21 protein-coding genes are annotated in these 22,936 nt (G+C 70.6%); 5 read left to right on the plus strand and 16 right to left on the minus strand.

Annotated elements, in window-relative coordinates; translation table 11 throughout:
• The 3 genes from ACSQ18_RS03235 to ACSQ18_RS03245 are packed head-to-tail and all read left to right on the plus strand — an operon-like array spanning position 1 to position 2,836.
• Complete coding sequence (locus ACSQ18_RS03235; protein WP_144807283.1) at positions 1-399, plus strand: cytidine deaminase; 399 nt, start codon at positions 1-3, stop codon at positions 397-399.
• A complete protein-coding gene (locus ACSQ18_RS03240; RefSeq protein ID WP_436035693.1) occupies positions 396-1,697 on the plus strand; it encodes a thymidine phosphorylase in 1,302 nt (433 codons plus the stop codon). The genes ACSQ18_RS03235 and ACSQ18_RS03240 overlap by 4 nt, the downstream gene beginning before the upstream one ends.
• A 23-nt stretch (positions 1,698-1,720) precedes the next feature.
• Complete coding sequence (locus tag ACSQ18_RS03245; protein WP_436035694.1) at positions 1,721-2,836, plus strand: adenosine deaminase; 1,116 nt, start codon at positions 1,721-1,723, stop codon at positions 2,834-2,836.
• Between the two features lie 99 nt (positions 2,837-2,935).
• Here the strand turns inward: ACSQ18_RS03245 and ACSQ18_RS03250 are convergent, their stop codons facing one another.
• The 11 genes from ACSQ18_RS03250 to ACSQ18_RS03300 form a co-directional block, all read right to left on the minus strand.
• On the minus strand, positions 2,936-3,823 hold the full coding sequence (locus tag ACSQ18_RS03250; protein ID WP_436035695.1) for a hypothetical protein: 888 nt from the start codon (positions 3,821-3,823) through the stop codon (positions 2,936-2,938).
• Between the two features lie 171 nt (positions 3,824-3,994).
• Positions 3,995-4,948 (minus strand): NAD-dependent epimerase/dehydratase family protein, encoded by a 954-nt coding sequence (locus tag ACSQ18_RS03255; protein WP_436035696.1) that lies wholly within the window; start codon positions 4,946-4,948, stop codon positions 3,995-3,997.
• The gene (locus ACSQ18_RS03260) at positions 4,945-5,928 is read right to left on the minus strand and encodes a bile acid:sodium symporter family protein (RefSeq protein ID WP_436035697.1); all 984 of its coding nucleotides are present in this window, start codon (positions 5,926-5,928) and stop codon (positions 4,945-4,947) included. Before ACSQ18_RS03260 ends, ACSQ18_RS03255 begins: the two co-directional genes overlap by 4 nt.
• The gene (locus tag ACSQ18_RS03265; RefSeq protein WP_436035698.1) at positions 5,925-7,325 is read right to left on the minus strand and encodes a flavin-containing monooxygenase; all 1,401 of its coding nucleotides are present in this window, start codon (positions 7,323-7,325) and stop codon (positions 5,925-5,927) included. Before ACSQ18_RS03265 ends, ACSQ18_RS03260 begins: the two co-directional genes overlap by 4 nt.
• A 33-nt stretch (positions 7,326-7,358) precedes the next feature.
• Positions 7,359-8,126: an alpha/beta hydrolase gene (locus ACSQ18_RS03270; RefSeq protein WP_436035699.1), complete on the minus strand. Its 768-nt coding sequence runs from the start codon at positions 8,124-8,126 to the stop codon at positions 7,359-7,361.
• Complete coding sequence (locus tag ACSQ18_RS03275; RefSeq protein ID WP_436035700.1) at positions 8,123-9,274, minus strand: mannitol-1-phosphate 5-dehydrogenase; 1,152 nt, start codon at positions 9,272-9,274, stop codon at positions 8,123-8,125. The genes ACSQ18_RS03270 and ACSQ18_RS03275 overlap by 4 nt, the downstream gene beginning before the upstream one ends.
• Complete coding sequence (locus ACSQ18_RS03280) at positions 9,274-9,711, minus strand: PTS sugar transporter subunit IIA (RefSeq protein WP_436035701.1); 438 nt, start codon at positions 9,709-9,711, stop codon at positions 9,274-9,276. Before ACSQ18_RS03280 ends, ACSQ18_RS03275 begins: the two co-directional genes overlap by 1 nt.
• An 86-nt stretch (positions 9,712-9,797) precedes the next feature.
• Positions 9,798-11,402 carry a PTS mannitol transporter subunit IICB gene (locus tag ACSQ18_RS03285; RefSeq protein ID WP_436035703.1) on the minus strand — a complete coding sequence of 535 codons (1,605 nt, stop codon included), beginning with the start codon at positions 11,400-11,402 and terminating at the stop codon, positions 9,798-9,800.
• A gap of 31 nt (positions 11,403-11,433) precedes the next feature.
• Positions 11,434-13,095, minus strand: coding sequence for a phosphoenolpyruvate--protein phosphotransferase (gene ptsP, locus ACSQ18_RS03290; protein ID WP_144807292.1), 1,662 nt, complete (start codon positions 13,093-13,095; stop codon positions 11,434-11,436).
• Between the two features lie 24 nt (positions 13,096-13,119).
• Entirely contained in the window at positions 13,120-13,392 is a 273-nt protein-coding gene (locus ACSQ18_RS03295) for an HPr family phosphocarrier protein (RefSeq protein WP_436035704.1), read from the minus strand.
• Positions 13,389-13,733, minus strand: a complete 345-nt coding sequence (locus ACSQ18_RS03300) for a PTS sugar transporter subunit IIB (protein WP_144807294.1) — start codon at positions 13,731-13,733, stop codon at positions 13,389-13,391. The genes ACSQ18_RS03295 and ACSQ18_RS03300 overlap by 4 nt, the downstream gene beginning before the upstream one ends.
• A gap of 118 nt (positions 13,734-13,851) precedes the next feature.
• Between ACSQ18_RS03300 and ACSQ18_RS03305 the strand changes: the two genes are divergently transcribed.
• Positions 13,852-15,780: a BglG family transcription antiterminator gene (locus ACSQ18_RS03305; RefSeq protein WP_436035705.1), complete on the plus strand. Its 1,929-nt coding sequence runs from the start codon at positions 13,852-13,854 to the stop codon at positions 15,778-15,780.
• Positions 15,781-15,783: 3 nt separating this feature from the next.
• Here the strand turns inward: ACSQ18_RS03305 and ACSQ18_RS03310 are convergent, their stop codons facing one another.
• From ACSQ18_RS03310 to ACSQ18_RS03320, 3 genes are read right to left on the minus strand one after another with little or no spacing between them, the layout of a single operon-like run.
• Positions 15,784-16,380 carry a GNAT family N-acetyltransferase gene (locus tag ACSQ18_RS03310; RefSeq protein ID WP_436035706.1) on the minus strand — a complete coding sequence of 199 codons (597 nt, stop codon included), beginning with the start codon at positions 16,378-16,380 and terminating at the stop codon, positions 15,784-15,786.
• Between the two features lie 59 nt (positions 16,381-16,439).
• The gene (locus tag ACSQ18_RS03315) at positions 16,440-18,104 is read right to left on the minus strand and encodes a phospho-sugar mutase (RefSeq protein WP_436035707.1); all 1,665 of its coding nucleotides are present in this window, start codon (positions 18,102-18,104) and stop codon (positions 16,440-16,442) included.
• Entirely contained in the window at positions 18,104-18,937 is an 834-nt protein-coding gene (locus tag ACSQ18_RS03320; RefSeq protein WP_144807298.1) for a purine-nucleoside phosphorylase, read from the minus strand. Before ACSQ18_RS03320 ends, ACSQ18_RS03315 begins: the two co-directional genes overlap by 1 nt.
• Positions 18,938-19,019: 82 nt before the next feature.
• Here ACSQ18_RS03320 and ACSQ18_RS03325 point away from each other — a divergent pair, with 82 nt between their 5' ends.
• Entirely contained in the window at positions 19,020-20,498 is a 1,479-nt protein-coding gene (locus tag ACSQ18_RS03325; protein WP_436035709.1) for an NAD(P)H-quinone dehydrogenase, read from the plus strand.
• A gap of 27 nt (positions 20,499-20,525) precedes the next feature.
• Here the strand turns inward: ACSQ18_RS03325 and ACSQ18_RS03330 are convergent, their stop codons facing one another.
• Together ACSQ18_RS03330 and ACSQ18_RS03335 are read right to left on the minus strand one after the other, a co-directional pair.
• Positions 20,526-21,032: a hypothetical protein gene (locus tag ACSQ18_RS03330; RefSeq protein WP_436035710.1), complete on the minus strand. Its 507-nt coding sequence runs from the start codon at positions 21,030-21,032 to the stop codon at positions 20,526-20,528.
• A 47-nt stretch (positions 21,033-21,079) separates the two neighbouring features.
• Positions 21,080-22,846 (minus strand): acetyl/propionyl/methylcrotonyl-CoA carboxylase subunit alpha, encoded by a 1,767-nt coding sequence (locus ACSQ18_RS03335; protein WP_436035711.1) that lies wholly within the window; start codon positions 22,844-22,846, stop codon positions 21,080-21,082.
• Positions 22,847-22,936 lie beyond the last annotated feature (90 nt).

A 22,936-nucleotide genomic window follows, 5' to 3' on the forward strand; every position in this document is an offset into this window, starting at 1 on the left:
GTGACCGACATCGATTGGGACCACCTGCGCGCGGTCGCCACCGACGCCATGGAGCGCGCGTACGCGCCGTACTCCCGCTACCGGGTCGGCGCCGCCGCCCTCGTCAGCGACGGGCGGATCGTCTCCGGCTGCAACGTCGAGAACGCCTCGTACGGCGTAGGCCTGTGCGCCGAGTGCGCGCTCGTGGGCGACCTCCACATGAGCGGCGGCGGTCAGCTCGTCGCGTTCGTGTGCGTCAACAACGACGGCGAGACGATCATGCCGTGCGGTCGTTGCCGCCAGCTCCTGTACGAGTTCTCGCTCCCGGGGATGCTGCTGGAGACGGTCTCCGGCATCCGCACGATCGACGAAGTGCTGCCCGACGCGTTCGGACCGCGCGATCTGGAGGCCGCACGATGAGCGCCTCCTCGACCGTCGAGCCGTTCGACGCCGTCGACGTCATCCGCACCAAGCGCGACGGCGGCGCCGTCGCCGACGACGCCCTGCGGTGGATGATCGACGCGTACACGCGCGAGTACGTCGCCGACGCCCAGATGGCCGCCTTCGCGATGGCCGTCCTGCTCAACGGTATGACGCGCGACGAGATCCGCGTCATGACGGATGCCATGATCGCCTCCGGCGAGCGGATGAGCTTCGCGGGCCTCGGAAAGCCGACCGTCGACAAGCACTCCACCGGCGGGGTCGGCGACAAGATCACCCTCCCGCTCGCGCCGCTCGTGGCATCCTTCGGCGTCGCCGTGCCGCAGCTGTCGGGACGCGGCCTCGGACACACCGGCGGCACCCTCGACAAGCTCGAAGCCATCCCGGGATGGCGCGCCGCCCTCTCCAACGACGAGATGTTCGCGCAGCTCCGCGACGTCGGAGCTGTCATCTGCGCCGCCGGTTCCGGCCTCGCGCCGGCCGATAAGCGCCTCTACGCGCTCCGCGATGTGACGGGCACGGTCGAGGCGATCCCGCTCATCGCCTCGAGCATCATGTCCAAGAAGATCGCCGAGGGCACCGACTCGCTCGTCCTCGACGTCAAGTTCGGTTCCGGCGCCTTCATGCGCGATGTCGACAAGGCCCGCGAGCTCGCCCGCACCATGGTCGCCCTCGGCACCGACTCGGGCGTCGCGACCACCGCGCTCCTCACCGACATGAACACGCCCCTCGGCCTCGCTATCGGCAACGCGAACGAAGTGCGCGAGTCGGTGGAGGTGCTCGCCGGCGGCGGCCCCGCCGACATCGTCGAACTCACGGTCGCCCTCGCGCGCGAGATGCTCACCCTCGCCGGTCAGCCCGACGCCGACGTCGAGGCGGCCCTCCGCGACGGACGGGCAATGGACGCCTGGCGCCGCATGATCGTCGCGCAGGACGGCGACCCCGACGCACCGATGCCCGAGCCGCGCGAGACCCACACCGTCGTCGCGGATGCCGACGGCGTCATCGACCGGATGGAGGCGCTGCCGTTCGGCGTCGCCGCCTGGCGTCTCGGCGCCGGCCGCGCCCGCGCGCAGGACCCCGTCATCCACGCCGCCGGCATCGACCTCCACGTCAAGCCCGGCGACACCGTGCGCGCCGGCCAGCCGGTGTTCACGCTGTCGGCCGACGACCCCGACCGCTTCGCACGCGCCCTCGAAGCCGTCGACGGCGCGTGGTCGATCGGTGCCGAGGCCCCGGCATCCGGCCCGCTCGTCCTCGAACGCATCACCGCCTGAACCGCACCCATCCCAGGAGAATCATGGCCATCGACCAGCACGGCGACGCGAAGCTGCAGGGCGTCTCGATCCGCTCGCTGCCCAAGGTGTCGCTCCACGACCACCTCGACGGCGCGCTGCGCCCGCAGACGATCATCGAACTCGCCGACGCGGCGGGAGTCGACGTGCCCGCCGACGCCGCCGACGACCTTGCCGACTGGTTCGAGCAGCAGAGCGACTCCGGTTCGCTCGTCGAGTACCTCAAGACGTTCGATCTGACGATCGCCGTCATGCAGACGCGCGACGGCCTCCGCCGTGTCGCGAAGGAGTTCGTCGAAGACCTCGCCGCCGACGGCGTGATCTACGGCGAGGTGCGGTGGGCTCCCGAGCAGCACCTGTCCGGCGGCCTGAGCCTCGAAGAGGTCGTCGAGGCCGTGCAGGAGGGCATCGAAGAGGGCGAGGATGCCGCCGAGTCGAACGGGCATGACATCCGCGTCGGGCAGCTGGTCACCGCCATGCGCCACACCGACCGGTCGCTCGAGATCGCAGAGCTGGCCGTGGCCTTCCGCGGGCGCGGCGCGGTCGGCTTCGACATCGCCGGACCCGAGGACGGCTTCCCGCCGTCGAACCACCGTGCGGCGTTCGACTACCTGGCATCCCAGTTCTTCCCCGTCACGATCCACGCCGGCGAGGCGGCCGGTCTCGATTCGATCCGCTCGGCGCTCATCGACGGCCGCGCGCTGCGCCTCGGCCACGGGGTGCGGATCGCCGAGGACCTCGACGTCGTGTCGCAGAAGGGCGAGGAGACCTTCGTGACCTTCGGCGACCTGGCTCACTGGGTGCGCGACCGGGAAATTCCGCTCGAGCTGTCGCCCTCGTCGAACCTGCAGACCGGTGCGATCGCGCGCTGGGGCACCACGATGGAGGACCACCCGTTCGACCTGCTCTACCAGCTCGGATTCTCCGTGACGGTGAACGTCGACAACCGCACCATGAGCCGCACGTCGCTGACGCGCGAGCTCGCGCTGCTGGCCGAGACGTTCGACTACTCGCTCGAGGATCTCGAAGCGTTCCAGCTCAACGCCGCGGCGGGCGCATTCCTGTCGGTCGAGGAGCGCGAGGAGCTCATCGAGCTCATCGGCGACGGCTTCGACCGCTGAGTCGCTCGCAGGTGCCTGTTCTGGTGCCTGCTCTGGTGCCTGTTGGTGGCTAACTCCTTCGATCCGGGTCCGAACCGCCTGGTTTCGTCCCCACGGGCGTCACGATGCACGTTTCGAAGGAGTTGACGACGCGCGGCGGTCGCGACCATGCGCTACCGCGGCCCGCAAGAGCGCGAAGACGCGCTCGGGGTCGCCCAGGACGTCCTCGGCGATCGGCCGGACCGTCGTGTAGCCCAGCGACGCCGCGACGAGGTCTCGGCGCCGGTCCCGTCGGTGCGCGTCCCACCCGTCGTGATGCGCCCGACTGTCGCACTCGACGATGAGCCAGCCGTCGACGAGCAGATCGACCCTCCCGACGCCCAGGATGTGCACCTGCAGATCGACGTGGCATCCGAGCGTCCGGAGCATCAGCCGCACGAGGGTCTCGGGCCCCGACTCCGCTCGGCGATCGAGAAGCGGGCGGAGCCGGCGGAACCGTCGTGGCAGTCGTGCGAAGACCTCGGCGATCTCGAGCTCGGTGACCCAGCCGCCGTTCCATGCACTGTCGAGTGTGGCGATCGCGTCTCGCGGCCGTTGGCATCTCACCGCCTGCACCAGCGCCTCGACGACATCGGTCGTCAGCCGAGACGGATCGAGTGCCGTCGCGCGCCAGTGAGCGGTGATCGTTGCTGACCGCTGAGGGAGCCGGCTCGCGCCCATCTCGATCTGCACATGGAGTCCGGGCCGAACGGGACGCACGAAGATGCCGAGCACTGCCAGGAGCGAGACGCAGTCCAGTCGACTCCCCGCGCGAGCAGCGTCGAGCATCGGTGCGGGAAGCGTCGGCGACACGTAGCGGCCGCGTCGCGCTCTGATCAGACGTCCCTCGGCGACCATGCGGGCGAGGCCGCGTTCGGTTCCGCAGGCGCCGTGGGCAGTCTCCGTATCCCAAGAGTGCGCGGCCAGCAGCTCCTGTGCGGTGGGGTGCTCGGATGAAGGCAGCGGCATAGGAGTACCAGAGCATCCGACGTCACGAGCGCGGGTACCTTCGGGCGACTCTCGGGAGAACTCATGGCGGCGTCCCGCGGGGGAGGAAGCGACGCGCGCCGGCAACATCCGCCTGGCGGCACCGGCGGCACCGGCGGCACCGGCGGCACAAGGCGCACGCGAGGGTGCTGCTCAGCGGCGGGCGACGCCGGGGTGGGCCGCCAGATAGGCCTCGAACGCCTCGCGAGAGGTCTTCGCCGGCGTGAAGCCGAAGCGCTCGACGAGTGCGTCGTTGGCGAGCACCGGCCGGTAGCGCAGGAATCGGATGTGCTCCGGGCCGTGTGCGGTGATCCGGGCGACGTGGCCGAGCCAGAGCGTGGATGCCAGCAAGCCGGCGGGCACGGTGAGCAGCGGCTTGCCGAGGCGGTCGGCGATCTCCGACACGGTCATGCGCCCCGCTCCGGCGACGTTGTAGATGCCGGGCGGGCCGTCGGTGGCGGCACGGGCCATCGCCGCGGCGACATCGTCGACCCAGGCGAACACGAAGGGGGAGTCGGAGCCGCGGATCGCGAGGATGCGCGGACCGTCCCACAGGGCCGTGATCTGGTTGCTCACGCCCGGTCCGAGGATCGTGCCGATCCGGAAGACGACCTGTTCGAGTTCGGGATAGGTGGTGCGGTAGTCGGCCAGCATCTCCTCGACGAGTCGTTTGTGCCGTGAGTAGGGGAACTCGTCGTTGCCGCGGAGGGGGTCGTCCTCCCGCAGCCACTCCGGGTTGTCCGGGTGGTAGCCGTAGGCGGCGCCCGAGGAGGAGACGACGATTCTGCCGACTCCGACGGTGACGCACGCCGACAGCACGTTCTGCGTGCCGCGGACGTCGACGAGGAACTCGTGGGCGCGGTCGCCGCCGGTGTTGACGATCGCGGCGAGGTGGACCACCACGTCGATGCGGTGCTGCTGCAGCAGCGGAACGAGGGTGCCCGGGTCGGTGACGTCGTAGTGCTCGAAGCGCACGCCGCTGCGAGGTTCAGCGGGGTGGCGCACGTCGGCGGCGACGACGAGCTCGACGTCGTCGCGGGCGGCCAGGGCGGTGGCGACGTGCGACCCCAGGAACCCGGCCCCGCCGGTGATGAGCACGCGCGTCACGGCGATGCCTCCCCGACGTCGCGCGGCGGCGCAGCCTCGACCGCCGTGGCGTGACGCGTCGCATCCCCACGGGCCGAACCGGTGCGACGCTTCGTGTGCCGCGCCCAGAGGGCGGCGACGGCGAGCCCCGCGATGATGTCCCAGATGCCCCACCAGCCGGCGACGATCGCCATGCCGCCGAGTCCGCCGAAGAAGGTGAACACGAGGCCGAGGCCGAGCCCGGCGTTTCGGATGCCGACCTCGAACGTCATCGCCTTCCGCTCGCGCGTGCCGAGGCCTCCGATGGCGGCCGTCGTGTAGCCGATCGCGAGCGCCACGGCGTCGTGGATCGTGACGGCGAGCACGAGGATGCCGAGGAAGGCGACGAAGGAGGTCCAGTTCCCCGCGAGCGCGGCGGCGATGAAGCCGAGGAGCGCGAGCAGCGAGAACCACGTGACGGCGGGACGCAGCCGGGCGGCGAGCCTCGGCATCCGATGGCGCAGCGTGAGTCCGACGACGAAGGGGACGCCGATGATGAGCACGATCTCGAGCAGCATCTGCCAGCCGTTGAGCGAGACGACGTTCAGCAGCTCACGCGTGTCGGAGCGCAGCGAACCCCAGAACGAGACGGAGAAGGGGAGAGCGACGATGTAGAGCAGGTTGGAGACGGCCGTCATCGACACCGAGAGGGCGACATTGCCGCCCGAGCGGTGGGTGAGGATCTGGGAGATGTTTCCAGGCGGGCAGCAGGCGACGAGGATCATGCCGAGTGCCATCGACGGGGTGACCGGCAGCACCAGCGTCAGCACGAACGTGACGGCGGGCAGCACCAGCAACTGGGCGATGATGGCGATCACCATGGGTCGGGGGCGACGGGCGACGGCGCGGAAGTCGTCGAGGGTGACGTCGAGTGCGACGCCCAGCATGATGAGGGCCAGCACGACGTTGAGGATCGTGAGGGTGCCCGGCGCGAAGTTCAGCGCGATGTCGTCGGGGTTCATGCTGCCGTCCTCCGCCGTCCGACAGTGCGGATGCCGCGGCGACCGGCGGGCTCGTCGCCGCGGAGCGCGCGGGTCGCGTCGCGGACGGTGCGTCGGTAGACGTCCTTGTTGACGTAGTACGCCATCCGCTCGAGGCCCAGGTAGCGGTAGCCGCCCGTCAGGTCGGGCCAGGGCGCGGTGACGCGGCGACGGAACGCGGACGCGCGGTCGGGATGGTCGATCTCGGCGCGCAGGTACGCGGCGATGAGGTCGGCCTGTTCGTAGCGGCCTTGCCAGCCGAGTCCCGATGCTTCGACCATGCCCATGACGAACAGTCCCGAGAACGTCGGCGGGAAGATCTGGAGGAACAGTCCCGGCGCCGGTCCGCTCCAGTGCAGCTCGGCCCGGTCGACGAAGGGGTAGTCGAGTCGGTAGCCCGTGGCGAGCAGCACGGTGTCGTAGTCGTCGGAGGTGCCGTCGCGGAAGTGGACGGTGTCGCCGTCGAACCGTGCGACGTCGGCCCGCACGCGCAGATCGCCCTGACCGAGGTGCTGGAGGACGAGCGTGTTCACGATCGGGTGCGATTCGTAGATCCGGTAGTGGGGCCGCGGGAACCCGAACCGCACGGGGTCTCCCGTGAACGCCCGCAGCACGCGCGTGTCGACGAACTGCTTGATCCGCCGGGGGAGGGGGCGTCCCTGGTTGAGGGTGTCGGAGGGGCGTCCGAACAGGTAGCGCGGCACGAAGTAGTACCCGCGCCGCACGCTGAGATCGACGGATGCCGCGTGGTGCACGGCATCCACGGCGATGTCGCAGCCGGAGTTCCCGGCGCCGACGATGAGCACGCGGCGACCGGTCAGCTGGCGTCCGCTCCGGTAGGCGCTGGTGTGGAGGATCTCGCCGGTGAACGTTCCGGGGAACTCGGGGATCTGCGGCTCGGCGAGGGTGCCGTTGGCGAGGATGACTCCCGTGTACCGCTGGGTCGACTCTCCGTCGGGGCCGACGGCGGTCACGTGCCAGTCGCCGTCGTCGCCGCGCGAGACCCGGGTGACACGCGTGTCGAAGCGGAAGAGCGACGTCAGCCCGAAGTGATCGGCGTAGTCACGGAAGTAGGCGAGGAGTTCGCGGTGGCCGGGGTAGTCGACGGTGGCGGACATCGGGAACTCGGCGAACTCCGTCGTCGTGCGCGAGGAGATGAGGTGGGCGGACTCGTAGACCGTCGAGCGCGGGTTGTCGATGTCCCAGAGCCCCCCGACGCCGTGGGATGCCTCGAACCCCTCGACCGTGATGCCCTCGCGCTGGAGCGCACGCGCCGCGGCGAGCCCGGAGGGGCCGGCGCCGATGACGGCGTAGCGACGCTCCCGCATCCAGACTCCCTCGTGCCGGCATCCGCCGCGCATCGGGACTGAGGCGGGCATCTGGCCCGATGTTAGCCGGTGGACAGTCTTACGTCAGCCGACCCGCTCAGCGAACGCGGCGAACGGGGTGGCGATCTCGCCCACCATGTCCTCCAGCGAGATGGTCGCCGTGCCGTCACCGTCCTGGGGGCCGTACGCTCCGAACGACGCGTGGCTGGCCCCGGCGATCTCGATGAGGGTGGCATCCGCGGGCAGGAGCGGGCGCGCGTCGGCGATCTTCTCCGGCGTCGAGAGGCCGTCTTCGCTTCCCGACAGGCTCAGCACGGGCAGTCCGCTGTCGCTGAGGTCGGTGGCGCAGTATGACGCGAAGAGGGCGAGCCCGTCGGCGTCGCCGGCCAGGGAGCAGGCGCGCACGCCGCCGAGCGAGTGTCCGCCGACGATCCACGCGTCGACCTCGGGTGCGAGATCGGTGAACGACGAGAGCGGGCGGACGTCGAAGAACGCGAGGTTCAGCCAGGGCTTGGTGATCACGACGGTGACCCCGTCGTCGCGGACGATGCCGGCCAGCGTCGCGGCGTACGCCCACGCGTCGACCTTCGCCCCCGGGATGAAGACCAGCCCCACGTCGCCGTCGTTGTCGGCGGTCGGGGGTGAGTCCGCCGGCGACAGCACGATCCCCGGACCCGCGTCGGAGATGCGGATGCCGGGATCGGCGCGCACGTCGGCCAGCGGCACGGGCTCGGCCTGGTAGACCCCGACCTGGCTCCACACGACGATGCCGATGACAGCGGCGAGCACGAGAGCGCCGATGCTGCCGGCCACCCAGGCGAGGATGCGGCGGCCGCGTCGACGAGGGCTCACGCGAGTTCGGCCTGGCGCGCCGCGACGATCTCTCGCACCCGCGCCGACAAGGGATGACCGGGTTCGAGGCCCGTGACGGAGGCGGTGAACTCCTCCGCCGTCTCCTCGCGGAGGCGGCGCTGCAGCTCGACCGACTGCTCGTCGTCGGCGTCGTCGAAGCGGAGGGCGGCGGCCATCGCGGCGACGAGGCCGTCGACGGGGAGGCCGCGTTCGGCGGCTTCGGCGGCCGGGCCGACGAAGCGCTCGTGGCGCGAGAGCTTGCGCAGCGGCTGCCGCCCGACGCGTCCGACGGTGTCGGGGAGCGCGGGGTTCGCGAAGCGGCGCAGGATGGTGGCCCGATACGCGGCGAGGTCGGCGGCATCCAGGCCGTGCTTGGCCACCAGCAGCGCCGACGTCTCCTCCAGGGCGGCGGCGACGCGCGCGGCGATCGCCTCGTCGGCGAGAGCGTCGGAGATCTTCTCCACCCCCGCCTCGGCGCCGAAGTACGCGGTCGTGGCGTGTCCCGTGTTGACGGTGAAGAGCTTGCGCTCGATGTAGGGCGCGAGGTCGTCGACGAAGTGGGCGCCGGGGATGCCGGGAGGGTTCTCGCCGAACGGCGGAGACTCGATCGCCCACTCGAAGAACGGCTCGACGGTCACGTCGACCCCGGCATCCGCCGGCTGGGCCGGGACGATGCGGTCGACGGCCGTGTTGGCGAAGACCGCGCGGCCTTCCAGTGCGTCCCAGGCCTCGCCGGCCTGCGCCTTGATCTCCTCGCGCAGGAGGTCGGTCGCGTTGATGGCGTTCTCGCACGCCATGATCTGCAGGGGAGGGGCGGAGGGGTCGCGGAGGGCGAGCCCTGCGACGATCGGCGGGGCGACGAAGCGGAGGATCGTCGGTCCGACCGCCGTCGTCACGACGTTCGCGGTGGAGATCTCCTCCACGAGTTCGTCGGGCTGGGTGGCGCTGTTGATCGCCCGGAAACCGGTGACGACCTTGTCGACGCCGCCGTCGCCGACCTCGTGCACGGTGTAGGAGTCGACGGCGTTGATCGCGTCGACGAGGGGCGCGGCGACGTCGGAGAAGACGAGGTCGTAGCCGCCCTCGTGGAGGAGGAGCCCGACGAACCCGCGGCCGATGTTGCCGGCGCCGAAGTGGACGGCCTTCATCAGGCGTTGACCGAGGCCAGCAGCTGGAAGAGCTCTTCGGGCGTCTGCGCCGCCTTCAGGCGGGCGACCTCGTCCTCGTCGGAGAAGATCAGGGCGATCTGCGACAGGATCTCGAGGTGCTCGTCGCCCTTGCCGGCGATGCCGACGACGAACGACACCGGGTTGCCGTCCCAATCGACGCCGCCGTCGTAGCGGACGAACGACAGCGCGGAGTCGAGGATCTCGTCCTTCGTCTCGTTCGTGCCATGGGGGATCGCGAGCTCGTTGCCCATGTAGGTGGACACGGTCTCCTCGCGCTGCTTCATCGCGTCGAAGTAGGCGCCCGTCACTGCACCGGCGGCCTGCAGGATGTCGGCCGCCTCCTTCATCGCCTCTTCGCGGGTCGCCGACCCGTTGCGGATACGGACCTGTCCGACGTTCAGGACTTCACGTGCCATGACATACCTCTCTTCGATGATTCTCAGCCTCGGGGCTGCGAGGCCGGGCGCATCGCGCAGCCCGGCCCCGCAGCGGTCTTCCGAGGTTACGCGTCGTGCTGGTCGACGACCAGCTTCACGACCTCGTCGTACTTCGGCGAGTTCATGAAGTTGTCGACCGACACGTGGAGCGCGCCGGGGTTCACGCCGCGAGCGCGGTCGGTGAGCTGCTGCTGCGTGATGATCAGGTCTTCGCTGCCGTCGAGGTTCGCGATCGCCTTGTTGGTGACCGCGACGTCTTCGACGCCCGCCTTCTTGATCTTGTTGCGCAGCACGCTCGCGCCCATGGCCGACGAGCCCATGCCCGCGTCGCACGCGAAGACGATGTTCTTGACCGTCTTGTCGGTGAGCACACCGCCTTCCGCTGCCGCAGCGGCGCCGCCGCTCGCGCGCAGCGAGTCCATCGCTGCCGAGGACTTGCCCTTGTTGGCCTCGGTCTGCGCGATCGCGGCGCTGAACGTGTCGCCTTCGGCCGCGAGGTCGCGCTTGCGGGACGCCCGCAGGATGACTGCCGTGATGAGGAACGTCACAGCGGCCGCGAGGATCACCGACAGGTAGACGACGAGCAAGTTGCCGACGCCGCCCGCCGCAGGGCTGGAAGCCGCGGCGGTCACCGCGATGATGCTTCCCGGAGCCGCCGGGAAAGCGAGGCCTCCGCCGAACAGCATGTTGGTGGTGACGCCCGTGGCGCCGCCCGCAATGAGCGCCAGGATGGTGGCAGGCTTGCTCAGGGCGTACGGGAAGTAGATCTCGTGGATACCGCCGAGGAACTGGATGACGATGGCGCCCGGAGCGGAGGCCTTCGCGGAGCCGACTCCGAAGAACGTGAACGCGAGGAGAAGTCCGAGGCCGGGACCGGGGTTCGCCTCGATGAGGAACAAGATCGACTTGCCGCTCTCCGCGACCTGTTCCAGCGCCAGCGGAGTGAAGACACCGTGGTTGATCGCATTGTTGAGGAACAGCACCTTCGCCGGCTCGACCACGATCGACAGCAGCGGGAGGAGGTTGAAGCCGACGAGCCAGTCGACGATTCCGCCGAGGAAGGCGCTCACGCCGAGCATGGCGGGACCGAAGACAAAGAAGCCCACGATCGCGAGGAGCATGCCGAGGATGCCTGCCGAGAAGTTGTTCACCAGCATCTCGAAGCCCGGCTTGATCTTGCCGTCCCAGATGCGGTCCATCTGCTTGGTGATGTAGCCCGCGAGCGGTCCCATGATCATCGCACCGAGGAACATCGGGATGTCGGTTCCGACGATGACGCCCATCGTGGCGATCGTCGCCACGACGCCTCCGCGCTCGCCGTAGATCATCCGACCGCCGGTGTTGGCGATGAGCAGGGGAAGCAGATAGGTGATCATCGGTCCGACGAGGCCGATGTACTGCTGGAAGGTCGCGCCGTCGGCGCCCTCGGTAAGCGCTGTGCGTGCGCCTTGCCAGCCGATCTCTCCTGCGTTTCCAAAGCCGCCGAGAAGGTCGGCGACGGGGTACCACTGACCGAGCCATCCCGCGCTGATGAAGAGCATCGTGATGAAGCCCCACGCGATGAAGGCCGCGATGTTCGGCATGATCATGCCGGACAGGAACGTGCCGAAGCGCTGGACTCCGACTCGTGCCTTGTTTGCCCCGGAAGTGGGGGTGGACGCCGTTGTCATTGCTGGTTTCTCCTTCTTCGGGTGACCGCGCTCAGGCGGGGGATCCGGCCGCGGCCTGTGCCGCGGTTCGGGCGGATGCCGCATCGGATGCGGCGAGGGCTGCCGCGGCGATGCGCTCGGCATCCTCACGGCTGTACTGCAGGAGCGTCGCGCGGACGTCGGCCAGGGCCGTCGGCGCCATCGACAGGGTGGTGGCCCCGAGGCCGACAAGGACCACGGCCAACAGCGGGTCTGCGGCGGCCTCGCCACAGATGCCGACGGGCTTGCCGTTGGCCTTCCCACCGTCGCCGGTCGCCTTGATCAGCTGCAGCACCGCCGGGTGCCACGGGTCCTGGAAGCCCGCCACCGAGCCCAGCAGGCGGTCGGCGGCGAGAGTGTACTGCGTCAGGTCGTTCGTGCCGATCGACGCGAAGTCGGCGATCTCGAGCACCTTCCCGGCCAGCAGCGCGGACGAGGGGACCTCGACCATGACGCCGGCCGTCTTGATGCCGTACTCCTTGGCGAGACCGACGAAGTACTCGGTCTCCTCGACGGTCGCGACCATCGGTGCCATGACCCACAGGTCGGCGTCGGTCGCGGCATCCGCCTGCGCGAGAGCGGTCAGCTGCTCGCGGAGGATGTCCTCGCTCGCGCGGAGCGCACGCAGGCCGCGCAGGCCCAGGGCGGGGTTCTCCTCGTGGGCGTCGTTGAGGAACGCGAGCGGCTTGTCGGCGCCGGCGTCGAGGGCGCGCACGACGACCTTCTTGCCCGGGAAGGCCTGCAGCAGTTCCGTGTAGGCCTTCGTCTGCTCGTCGACGGTCGGGGCCTGCGTCGCGGAGAGGAAGAGGAACTCGGTGCGGAAGAGTCCGACCCCCTCCGCGCCGAGCTCGACGGCCTCCGCCGCCCCGCCGGGCTTGCCGAGGTTGGCCAGCAGCGGCACGGCCGTGCCGTCCGACAGTGCGCCGGGCGTCAGCGGAGCGGATGCCGCGGCGGCACGCGCGTCGGCGCGGTTCTGGGCCTGAGCGAGCTCTTCGGATGTCGGCTGCGTCGTGACGATGCCCTTCGCGGCATCCACGATGACCGTCTCGCCGTCGGTGAGAGCCTTCGCGTCGGCCGCTCCGACGATCGCGACGATCGACTTCTCGCGGGCGAGGATCGCCGTGTGCGAGGTGGGTCCGCCGTCGGTCGTGACGAGGGCGAGCACCTTGTCGAGGTCGAGGAGGGCGGTGTCGGCCGGAGCGAGGTCCTTCGCGACGAGCACGAACGGGTGGCCCGGGTCGGGGATGCCGGGGGCCGGCAACCCGCGCAGACGGGCGATCACGCGCTGGGCGACGTCGTCGAGGTCGGCGGCGCGCTCGCCGAGGTAGCCGCCCATGGCCGAGAGCATGTCGCGGAAGGTGGCGAACGCGTCGTAGACCGCGAACTCGCCGGTCTTGCCGGCATCCACCCGCGTCGAGACCTCCTGGTCGAGCGTCGGGTCCTCGGCCATCATGGCTTGCGCTTCCAGCACCTCGCGGGCCAGGCCGCCCGCCTGCGTGCCGCGCTGCTCCAACTCGCGGGCGACGGCGGCGACCGCTTCGCGCACGCGGGCGATCTCCTCGCCGGGCGTGCGGGTGCTGGGCTCGTCGGCGGGCGCCGGAAGCGGTTCTGCCATCCGGGCGACCGGTCCCTGGGCAACGCCCAGTCCGATGCCGACTCCGCGCAGTTCGCTCATGGTGTGGATCTCCTCAGTGGTTCTTTACTCGTCGTGGTCGGTCGTCAGCAGCTCGGCCAGGGTGTCGAGCACGGTCTCGGCGCGCTCGCCTTCTGCGGTGAGCGTCAGGTAGTCGCCCTTCTCGGCGCCGAGCGCGATGATGCCGAGGATGCTCGCGGCATTGATCGGCGCACCCGAGCCCTTCGACACCGTCACCGGGATGCCGGAGTCCTTCACGGCCTGGGCGAAGAGCTTCGCGGGCCGCGCGTGCAGGCCGTGGGACGAGCCGATGCGGACGGTGCGGGACACAGCGGTCATGCGAGTTCCTCTCGGGGCGTGCGGGGGGCGTCCGTCGATGCGGACAGGGCTTCGTCGATCAGCGCGAGGGTGCGTGAGCCGTCGAGGTCCGTGAAGATGTCCGGCGGCAGCAGCACGACTCGGGTGCCGCGCGGGGCGGCGTCGCGCTGGATGCGCTCGAGGGCGTGCTGCAGGTGGGGACCGACGAGCACGATGTCCGCGGCATCCAGGTCGATCGGCAACGATTGCTCGGTGCCGGCCACCGCGCTGATGTCCCGACCGCGATCATGTGCCGCATGCCGGACGCGCTGTGCCACGAACGTGCTCGACGCTCCAGCGCCGCACACCACGAGGATCCTCATCGATCCGCCTCCTTCGGCCCCATTCTTGTGAAAGCGCTGAGAGCGGACAACCACGGCTGTTTCCGCGGGGGCGGAAAGCGCACGGTCCCGTCCGGTGTGCGCATGGTTGACTGGACGGGTGAGCAGAGCCCGGCAGGATCGCGTCCTCGGACTGCTCGTGCGCTCGCCCGAGTGGACGACGGCCGCGGAACTGGCGGATGCCGTCGGCGTGACTCCGCGCAGCATCCGCTCCTACGTCACGGCGATCAACGCGCGGGTTCCCGACGGCCTCGCGATCGAGTCCGGCCCGCAGGGCTACCGTGCCGGGGTCGACGCCGCGGCCGCGCAGCGGGCCGGAGGCATCGAGGCGGGCACACCCCGCGACCGGTTGCACCAGCTCATCCGCGCCGTGCTCGCCGCCCCCGACGGCATCGACGTCTTCGAGACGGCCGACCACTTCCACGTCAGCCCTGCGACGCTCGACGCCGACCTCGCACGGGTGCGGGGACTCCTCGGCGGCACCGACCTCGTGCTGGAGCGCACGGCCTCGCGTGCGCGGCTGCGCGGCACCGAGATGGCTCAGCGCCGGCTCATCAGCCGGCTGGCCCACGAAGAGACCGAAGACGGGGCGTTCGACCTCGAGGCGCTGCGACGGGCGCTCGGGGAGGATTCGCTCGGTGCCGCCGCGTTCGGACCCTTCAAGGCGGAGCTCGTCGCGGAGCTGACGGCTCTCGGCTACTTCGTCAACGAGTTCGGCATCGGCGACGTGATGATGCACGTCGCCATCGCCGCCGATCGCGTCGCCCGCGACCACGGTCTCGACGAGGCGAGCATCACGGAGGGCGGGGAGCCCGCCGCCCGCATCGAGGCGCTCATCGACCGCCTGAGCATCGCCCACCTGGGCGTATCGTTCGGCACGGGAGACCTCCGCCACCTCGCCGCACTCGTGCAGAGCCGCGTGGTCGCCCCGGGCGCCGCCGAGCCGGCCGCCGTCATCCGGGAGCGACTGGATGCCGAGGTCGAGCGAGCCGTCAGAGATGTCGTCACCCGCGCCGCAGCGGAGTTCCAGGTCGACATCGATCACGAGGACTTCGTCCTGCGTCTCGCGCTGCACGTGCAGAACCTCCGGCAGCGGGCCCGGGAGCAGGCGTGGTCGCGCAATCCGCTCACGCGGTCTCTGAAGACGACCTACCCCATGATCTTCGAGGTGGCCGTGTTCATCTCGGACGGACTGCGCGGGCTTCTGGGCATCGCGCTCATGGACGACGAGATCGCCTACATCGCGATGCACGTCGGCGGTCGCCTGGAACGCAGCCGTCGCGCCGGCGTGCTCCTGTCGGCGACCATCGTGTGCCCGGGATACTACGAGCTCCATGAACTGCTGCAGTCGAGCATCGCCCGCTCGCTGGGGCAGGCGGTCACCGTCGTCGGGGTCGAGACGCGCGTCGATCCCGACTGGGCATCGATCGACACCGATCTCGTCCTCACCACGATCGATCCGCCGATCACCGGCGACCGCTTCGTCCGCATCCAGCCGTTCCTCACGGAGGCGGACGTGGAGCGGGTGCAGACCGCGGCAGGGCGCGTGCGTCGGGGGCGGCGACTCGCGCGGCTGCGCGCCGAACTGGAGCGCTACTTCGACGCCGACGCCTTCGTGCACGGCCTCACCGCCGCCGAGAGCGAGGAGGCGGTCATCACCCGCCTGGGCGAGCTCCTCGTGAAGCAGGGCGTCATCGACGACGGCTACGTGAAGCGCACGCTCGAGCGGGAGCGCCTGTCGTCGACGGCGTTCACCGACGCGCTCGCCGTGCCGCACGCGCTGGGCATGACGGCGACCCGCACCGCGATCGCCGTCGGCATCGCGGACCCGTCGATCCCGTGGGGCGACGGACGCGTGCAGGTCGTCGCGATGGTCGCCTTCAGCGAGTCCGACCGCGCGGCTTTCCAGACCGTGTTCGAGCAGCTCGTCGAGGTGTTCAGCGAGCGGGAGAGCGTGCAGCGGATCGTCCGCAGGGGCACGACGTTCGGCGCGTTCCTCGACGAGCTGGTCGCAGTCGTCGACGGCTGACGGTCAGTCGCCCGCCGACGCGTCCGCGTGGCGAGCCCGCAGCCGCGCCTCGAGGCCGAGCCGCACCGCAGGCCATTCGTGCGGGAGGATCGAGTAGACCACGGTGTCGCGCAGGCTCCCGTCGGGGCCGAGGCGGTGATTGCGCAGCACGCCGTCTTGGCGGGCCCCGAGTCGTTCGATCGCGGCGCGTGACTGCCGGTTGTGCCAGTGGGTACGGAACTCGACGGCGATCGCGTCGCAGGCCTCGAAGGCATGTGTGAGGAGCAGCAGCTTCGCCGCGGTGTTGACCGCGGTGCGCTGGACGGCCGCCGACAGCCACGTGTAGCCGATCTCCACGTGCCGGTTCGCCTGGTCGATCTCGCAGAAGGTGGTCATGCCCACGGCGCGTCCGCCCGCGACGACCGCCCACGGGTTCATGCGACCGGCATCCCTCTCGCCCAACCGGCGATCGATCTCGTCGCCGACCGACGCGGGCACCGAGGTGTACCACGCGTACGCGAGGCCCTCCCGGGCCGCCGTGAGGTGGTCCACGTGAGCGGGTGCGAGAGGCTCCAGCCGCACGTGGTCGTTCTCGAGGGTCACGGGTTCGCTCAGCAGCACGACCCGAGCCTAGCCACACCGCCGCGTCCGGCGACGGTGTGGCTCGTCAGTCGTGCTCGTCAAGCCTGCGCGGCCGTGATCAGCGCGCGGGTGCCCGCCTCCACCGATGCCAGCCGTGAGCCGGCGTCGTCCCTCGAGGTGCCGCGCACGTCGAGGTACGCCTTGAGCTTCGGCTCCGTTCCGCTCGGACGGACGATGACGCGCGAGCCGTCGGCGAGCCACACTCGGAGCACGTCGCCCGGCGGGAGCCCCTCGGCTCCCGACAGCAGGTCGTCGATGCGGTCCACCGCGATGTCGCCGATCCGCGTCGGCGGCGCCGCGCGCAGGGCGCCCATGATGCGACCGATGAGCGAGAGGTCTTCGACCCGCACCGACACCTGCCCCGACGCGAAGTAGCCGAATGTCTCGTCGAACTGCGTCATGACATCGGCGAGCGTCCGCCCCTGCTCCCGCGCCTCGGCGATCATGCCGAGAATGGCGACGGCCGCCGAGATGCCGTCCTTGTCGCGCACGGTCTGCGGGTTGACGAGGTAGCCCAGCGCCTCCTCGAAGCCGTAGACGATGCCGGGTGCGCGCGAGATCCACTTGAAGCCCGTGAGGGTCGCATGGAAGTCGAGACCGTAGTGCTCGGCCACGACCTGCAGGCCCGGTGACGACACGAGCGAGCAGGCGAGCGAACCTCCGGATGCCGTGCGCGCCGCGCGCCAGCCCAGGAGCAGGCCGACCTCGTTGCCGGTGAGCCGGCGCCAGCCGTCCGGCGAAGACGGGTCGGGGAGCGCGACGGCGAGCCGATCGGCATCCGGATCGTTCGCGATGATGAACTCGGCGCCGACCTCCCGCGCGGTCGCGTACGACAGGTCCATCGCCCCGGGTTCCTCCGGGTTGGGGAACGACACGGTCGGGAATGCGCCGTCGGGTCGGATCTGCTCGGTCACGACGGTCGGCAGCGGATACCCGGCCGCGAGCAGGATCTTCTCCAGCGTCTCGTGACCGACGCCGTGCATCGCCGTGTAGACCCACGTCATCCCCGCCGCTCCGGCGGGCGCGGGGGCCACCGTCGCGGTCGCCGCGACGTACGCGTCGACGACGGACTCGTCGGCGATCTCGTACTCGCCCCGGGGGAGCGTGGAGACGTCGCCCTGGGCCGCCACCTCGAGGATGTGGGCGGCGATGCGGGCGTCGGCGGGGGAGACGATCTGGGAGCCGTCGTCGGGGCCGCCCAGGTACACCTTGTAGCCGTTGTCGTCGGGCGGGTTGTGCGAGGCGGTGACCATGACGCCCGCTGCGGCCCCGAGGTGCCGTACGGCGAACGCGAGGACGGGCGTGGGGAGCAGGCGCGGCAGGAGCACGGCGCGCAGGCCCGCGCCGGCGAAGATCTCCGCGCTGTCGCGCGCGAAGACGTCGCTGTTGCGGCGACCGTCGTAGCCCACGACGATCAGGGGCGTCGGGTCGGCGGAGGTCTCGGCGACGTAGGCGGCGAGCCCCGCCGCGGCCTGCGTCACCAGCACCCGGTTCATCCGGTTGGAACCGGCGCCGAGGCGACCGCGCAGGCCGGCCGTGCCGAAGGCGAGGCGCGTCGAGAAGCGGTCGTCGAGGTCGGCCAGCGCGTCGGCATCGCCGGACTCCGCCGCGTGGATGACGCCGGTGAGCTCGGCGCGGGTGACCTCGTCGGGGTCTTGCGCGAGCCAGCGCCGCGCCGCCTCCAGCGTCGCCGACGCGGTCATCACAGCTCGCCGATCACGCGGGCCAGCAGCGCCGAGATCACCGGCTCGGCCTGCTGGCCGGCCTCGATGACCTCCTGGTGGCTGAGCGGAGTCGTCTGGATGCCGGCTGCCATGTTGGTGATGAGCGAGAACCCGAGGATCTCCATGCCGGCCTGACGGGCGGCGATGGCCTCCAGCGCCGTGGACATGCCGACGATGTGACCGCCGATGATTTTCGCCATCTGCACCTCCGCCGGCGTCTCGTACTGCGGGCCGCGGAATTGGCAGTAGACGCCCTCGTCGAGGGTCGGATCGACGCGGCGGGCGAGGTCGCGCAGACGCGTCGAGTACAGGTCGGTGAGGTCGATGAAGGTCGCACCCTCGAGCGGGGAGTCGCCCGTGAGGTTGATGTGATCGCTGATGAGCACCGGGGTGCCCGGCTTCCACGAGCCCTTGATGCCGCCGGCGCCGTTGGTGAGCACCATCGTCTTCGCGCCCGTCGCGGCAGCCGTGCGCACACTGTGCACGACGCGGCGGACACCGTGGTTCTCGTAGTAGTGGGTGCGGGCGCCGATGACGAGCACCCGCTTGCCCGAGGGCGTGAGGATGCTCCGCAGCGACCCGACGTGCCCGGCGAGGGCGGGCTTGCTGAACCCCGTCACCTCGGTGGCGGGGAGCGTCGCGGTCGTCTCGCCGATGAGGTCGGCGGCCTTGCCCCAGCCGCTTCCGAGCGTGAGGGCGATGTCGTGGTGCTCGACACCGGTCAGCCGGGCGATGTCGGCGGCGGCCTGCGCGGCCACCTCGAACGGATCGGTGGCGGGGTCGTCGAGCGGGTGGTGGATCGTGTCGGACATGAAGCCCACTCTAGGAACACCGACGCCCCGGTGCCAGGCACGACAGCCGGGACGGACGGAACGTGGCTCCGCCTTTGAGAGAATGGATGCCATGTCGTCCCTGAGCCTCCCGTCCGTGAGCTTCGAGCGCACTCAGTCCGTCGCCGTCCTCGGCGGCGGCCCCGGAGGCTACGAGGCGGCGCTCGCCGCCGCGCAGCTCGGCGCGGAAGTGACCCTCGTCGAACGGGCCGGGGTCGGCGGCGCCGCCGTCATCACCGACGTCGTGCCGTCCAAGAGCCTCATCGCCACGGCCGATGCCGCCGTCGCGATCTCCGAGGCATCCGACCTGGGTGTGCAGCTGTTCGCGAAGACCGACACGGGCAAGCCGCTCAAGCCCGAGGTCGCGATCAACCTCGCCGCGGTCAACAAGCGTCTCCTCTCCCTCGCCCGCCAGCAGTCCGACGACATGCGCGCCCACCTCGTGGAGGCCGGCGTCCGGATCGTCTCGGGGCACGGCCGCCTCGACGGCACGCATGCCGTGGTCGTGTCGACGGGGCCCGGCGGCACCGACTTCGACCGCATCGAGGCCGACACGCTCGTCGTGTCCGTCGGGGCCTCCCCGCGCGAGCTCGACAGCGCCAAGCCCGACGGCGAGCGCATCCTCACGTGGACGCAGCTGTACGACATGAAGTCGCTTCCGGAGCACCTCATCGTCGTCGGGTCGGGCGTCACGGGCGCCGAGTTCGCCTCGGCGTACATGAACCTCGGCGCGAAGGTGACGCTCATCTCCAGTCGCGACCAGGTGCTCCCCGGCGAAGACCGTGACGCCGCCACGGTGCTGGAGAAGGTCTTCAAGCGCGGCGGCATGACGGTGCTCTCGAAGTCGCGCGCCGATCGGGTGGAGCGCGTCGGCGACGGCGTCGTCGTGACGCTCTCCGACGGGCGCACCGTCGAGGGGAGCCACTGTCTGATGGCGGTCGGGTCGATCCCCAACACGGCGGGCATCGGCCTAGAGGATGCCGGTGTGCAGCTCACCGACTCGGGCCACATCCGGGTGAACCGGGTGGCGCGCACCTCGGTGCCGAACATCTATGCGGCCGGTGACTGCACGACCTTCGTGCCCCTGGCATCCGTCGCCTCGATGCAGGGACGCACCGCGATCTTCCATGCCCTGGGCGACACGGTGATCCCGCTGGAGCGACGGCGCATCACGGCCAACATCTTCACGGCGCCCGAGATCGCCACGGTCGGTCGCCAGGAGAAGGACGTCGAGTCCGGTGCCATCAACGGCTACGTCTACAAGCTGCCGCTCGCCGCCAACGCGCGCGCGAAGATGATGGGCATCAAGGACGGCTTCGTGAAGATCATCGCGCGGGAGGGTTCGGGCACCGTCATCGGCGGCGTCATCGTCGGCCCGCGCGCGTCGGAGCTCATCTATCCGATCGCGATCGCGGTCGAGCGGCGCATGACCGTCGACCAGGTCTCGCGCGTGTTCGCCGTGTTCCCGTCGCTGTCGGGCTCGATCACCGATGCGACGCGCGCGATGCACCTCGTCAACCGCGACGACGACTTCTTCGGCTGAACCGGTACGCCCACTCGGGGGCGAGCGTCAGTCGTTGCTGATCGTGAGCCCCTGCATCACCCGCACGTACGCGTAGGTGGCGGTGTCGCCGCGCGCTTCGATGAGCACCGACGAGCCCGGCTTCCCGCCGAGGTCGATCTCGTGCATCTTCTCGTCGCACGGGATCTCGCCGCTGTACGAGTCGGACTGCTGCGCGTCGCCGTCGACCGTGAACACGGTGACGGCGGCGTCGATGCTGCCTCCGCCGAAGCACGCCGCATCGGCGCGGGTGAGGTTCGCCTCCGTGGCGAAGTCGAGTCGGATGCTGCCGGCGGGGTCGCCGTCGTCCGTGTCGTCCGGAGTGCCGGGTTCCACGAGGAGGGTCGCGGTGCCCGCCGCGCCCGGGCCGTCGGACTCGTCGGCCTGGAGGCCCTCGACCCATTCGCGGGCCGCGTCGAGGTCGACGCTGGGAGCGGCCGGCGCGCAGGCGGCCAGGAGCAGCCCCGCGCCGACGGCGACGACGACGGAGGCCGTGCGGGGGAGGAGGCGTCTCATGACCCCACGGTAACCCGCGAGGCGCGTTGTGTCAGGACGACGCGGCGTCAGGAGATGGTGAGGAGCTGATGCCCCGCCGGTACCGTCGTGCCGGGTTGCGCGTTGATCGCCCCGATGACGCCGTCCTTGTGCGCCTGCAGCGGCTGCTCCATCTTCATCGCCTCGAGCACGACGACCAGGTCGCCCTTGACGACCTGCTGCCCCTCCTCGACGGCGACCTTGACGATCGTGGCCTGCATGGGCGACTTGACGGCATCGCCGGACGCGCCGGCGTTGACCGTCGGCGCGTGCGAGCGTCGCGACGGCGGCACGGCGGCCGGACGACCGACCTTGGTGGGCGCCTGGGCGATGCGGTCGGGGAGGCTCACTTCCAGGCGCTTGCCGGCGACCTCGACGACCACCGTGTGACGCGCCTCGCCGGCATCCGGCGATTCCAGCTCGCCGTCCCAGGGGGCGATGTCGTTGTCGAACTCGGTCTCGATCCAGCGGGTGAACACACCGAAGGTGCCGTCCTCGCCGGTGAAGGCGGGGTCGCGCACGACCTTGCGGTGGAACGGCAGCACGGTGGGCATGCCGGCCACTTCGAACTCGTCGAGAGCGCGGCGGGAGCGCTCGAGCGCCTCGGCGCGGTCGCGTCCCGACACGATGATCTTGCCGAGCAGGGAGTCGAAGGCGCCCGAGACGCTGTCGCCCGCCGTGACGCCGGAGTCCAGGCGGATGCCGGGGCCGCCGAACGTCTTGAACTGGTGGATGCGTCCGGGCTGCGGCAGGAACCCACGGCCCGGGTCCTCGCCGTTGATGCGGAACTCGAAGGAGTGCCCGACGGGCTCGGGGTCGTCGTAGTCGAGCACGCCGCCCTCGGCGAGGCGGAACTGCTCGCGCACGAGATCGATGCCGGTGACCTCCTCGGACACCGGGTGCTCCACCTGCAGGCGCGTGTTGACCTCGAGGAAGGAGATCGTCCCGTCGGCGCCGATGAGGAACTCGCACGTGCCCGCGCCGACGTACCCGACCTCCTTGAGGATGGCCTTCGACGCGTCGTAGAGGATGCGGTTCTGCTCGTCGCTCAGGAACGGCGCGGGGGCCTCCTCGACGAGCTTCTGGTGGCGGCGCTGCAGCGAGCAGTCGCGCGTGGAGACCACGACGACGTTGCCCTCGGCATCCGCGAGGCACTGGGTCTCGACGTGGCGCGGCTTGTCGAGGTACTTCTCGACGAAGCACTCGCCGCGGCCGAAGGCGGTGATCGCCTCGCGCGTGGCCGACTCGAACAGTTCGGCGACCTCGTCGAGCTCGCGAGCGACCTTCAGGCCGCGACCGCCGCCGCCGTACGCGGCCTTGATCGCGATGGGGAGACCGTACTCCTGGGCGAAAGCGATGACCTCGTCGGCGCCGGCGACCGGTCCGGGCGTGCCGGGCGCGAGCGGCGCGCCGACCTTCTCGGCGACGTGTCGAGCGGTGACCTTGTCGCCGAGCGCTTCGATCGCCTCGGGCGACGGGCCGATCCACGTGAGTCCGGCCGCGATCACCGCGCGGGCGAAGTCGGCGTTCTCGGCGAGGAATCCGTAGCCGGGGTGCACCGCGTCGGCGCCGGAGCGGCGCGCGACCGAGAGGATCTTGTCGATCGAGAGGTACGTCTCCGCGCTGGTCGCTCCCTCGAGGGCGTACGCCTCGTCGGCGAGGCGGGCGTGCATGGCGTCGCGGTCCTGGTCGGCGTAGACGGCGACCGAGGCCTTCCCGGAGTCTTTGGCGGCGCGGATGACGCGGACGGCGATCTCGCCGCGGTTAGCGATGAGCACCTTGGCGATATGAGGCATGGGTGCCAGCCTACCCAGGTCCAGCCGGGCGCCTTTGGATCACTCGCACAAGATCGCCGCGGAAACGTGTGCGGGAGTCTACGATGGCTC

Origin of the sequence: Microbacterium sp. LjRoot45, from assembly GCF_964253325.1 — a bacterium.
Taxonomy (GTDB): domain Bacteria; phylum Actinomycetota; class Actinomycetes; order Actinomycetales; family Microbacteriaceae; genus Microbacterium.

Excerpts from the sequence above, each read along its gene's own strand:
- ACSQ18_RS03335 (WP_436035711.1), bottom strand. The coding sequence starts at position 22,846 with ATGCCTCATATCGCCAAGGTGCTCATCGCTAACCGCGGCGAGATCGCC.
- ACSQ18_RS03315 (WP_436035707.1), bottom strand. The coding sequence starts at position 18,104 with ATGACCGCGTCGGCGACGCTGGAGGCGGCGCGGCGCTGGCTCGCGCAA.
- ACSQ18_RS03285 (WP_436035703.1), bottom strand. The coding sequence starts at position 11,402 with ATGACAACGGCGTCCACCCCCACTTCCGGGGCAAACAAGGCACGAGTC.
- ACSQ18_RS03330 (WP_436035710.1), bottom strand. The coding sequence starts at position 21,032 with ATGAGACGCCTCCTCCCCCGCACGGCCTCCGTCGTCGTCGCCGTCGGC.
- ACSQ18_RS03275 (WP_436035700.1), bottom strand. The coding sequence starts at position 9,274 with ATGAAGGCCGTCCACTTCGGCGCCGGCAACATCGGCCGCGGGTTCGTC.
- ACSQ18_RS03325 (WP_436035709.1), top strand. The coding sequence starts at position 19,020 with ATGGATGCCATGTCGTCCCTGAGCCTCCCGTCCGTGAGCTTCGAGCGC.
- ACSQ18_RS03265 (WP_436035698.1), bottom strand. The coding sequence starts at position 7,325 with ATGCCCGCCTCAGTCCCGATGCGCGGCGGATGCCGGCACGAGGGAGTC.
- ACSQ18_RS03245 (WP_436035694.1), top strand. The coding sequence starts at position 1,721 with ATGGCCATCGACCAGCACGGCGACGCGAAGCTGCAGGGCGTCTCGATC.
- ACSQ18_RS03300 (WP_144807294.1), bottom strand. The coding sequence starts at position 13,733 with ATGAGGATCCTCGTGGTGTGCGGCGCTGGAGCGTCGAGCACGTTCGTG.
- ACSQ18_RS03250 (WP_436035695.1), bottom strand. The coding sequence starts at position 3,823 with ATGCCGCTGCCTTCATCCGAGCACCCCACCGCACAGGAGCTGCTGGCC.
- ACSQ18_RS03260 (WP_436035697.1), bottom strand. The coding sequence starts at position 5,928 with ATGAACCCCGACGACATCGCGCTGAACTTCGCGCCGGGCACCCTCACG.
- ptsP (WP_144807292.1), bottom strand. The coding sequence starts at position 13,095 with ATGAGCGAACTGCGCGGAGTCGGCATCGGACTGGGCGTTGCCCAGGGA.
- ACSQ18_RS03240 (WP_436035693.1), top strand. The coding sequence starts at position 396 with ATGAGCGCCTCCTCGACCGTCGAGCCGTTCGACGCCGTCGACGTCATC.
- ACSQ18_RS03295 (WP_436035704.1), bottom strand. The coding sequence starts at position 13,392 with ATGACCGCTGTGTCCCGCACCGTCCGCATCGGCTCGTCCCACGGCCTG.
- ACSQ18_RS03320 (WP_144807298.1), bottom strand. The coding sequence starts at position 18,937 with ATGTCCGACACGATCCACCACCCGCTCGACGACCCCGCCACCGATCCG.
- ACSQ18_RS03280 (WP_436035701.1), bottom strand. The coding sequence starts at position 9,711 with ATGGCACGTGAAGTCCTGAACGTCGGACAGGTCCGTATCCGCAACGGG.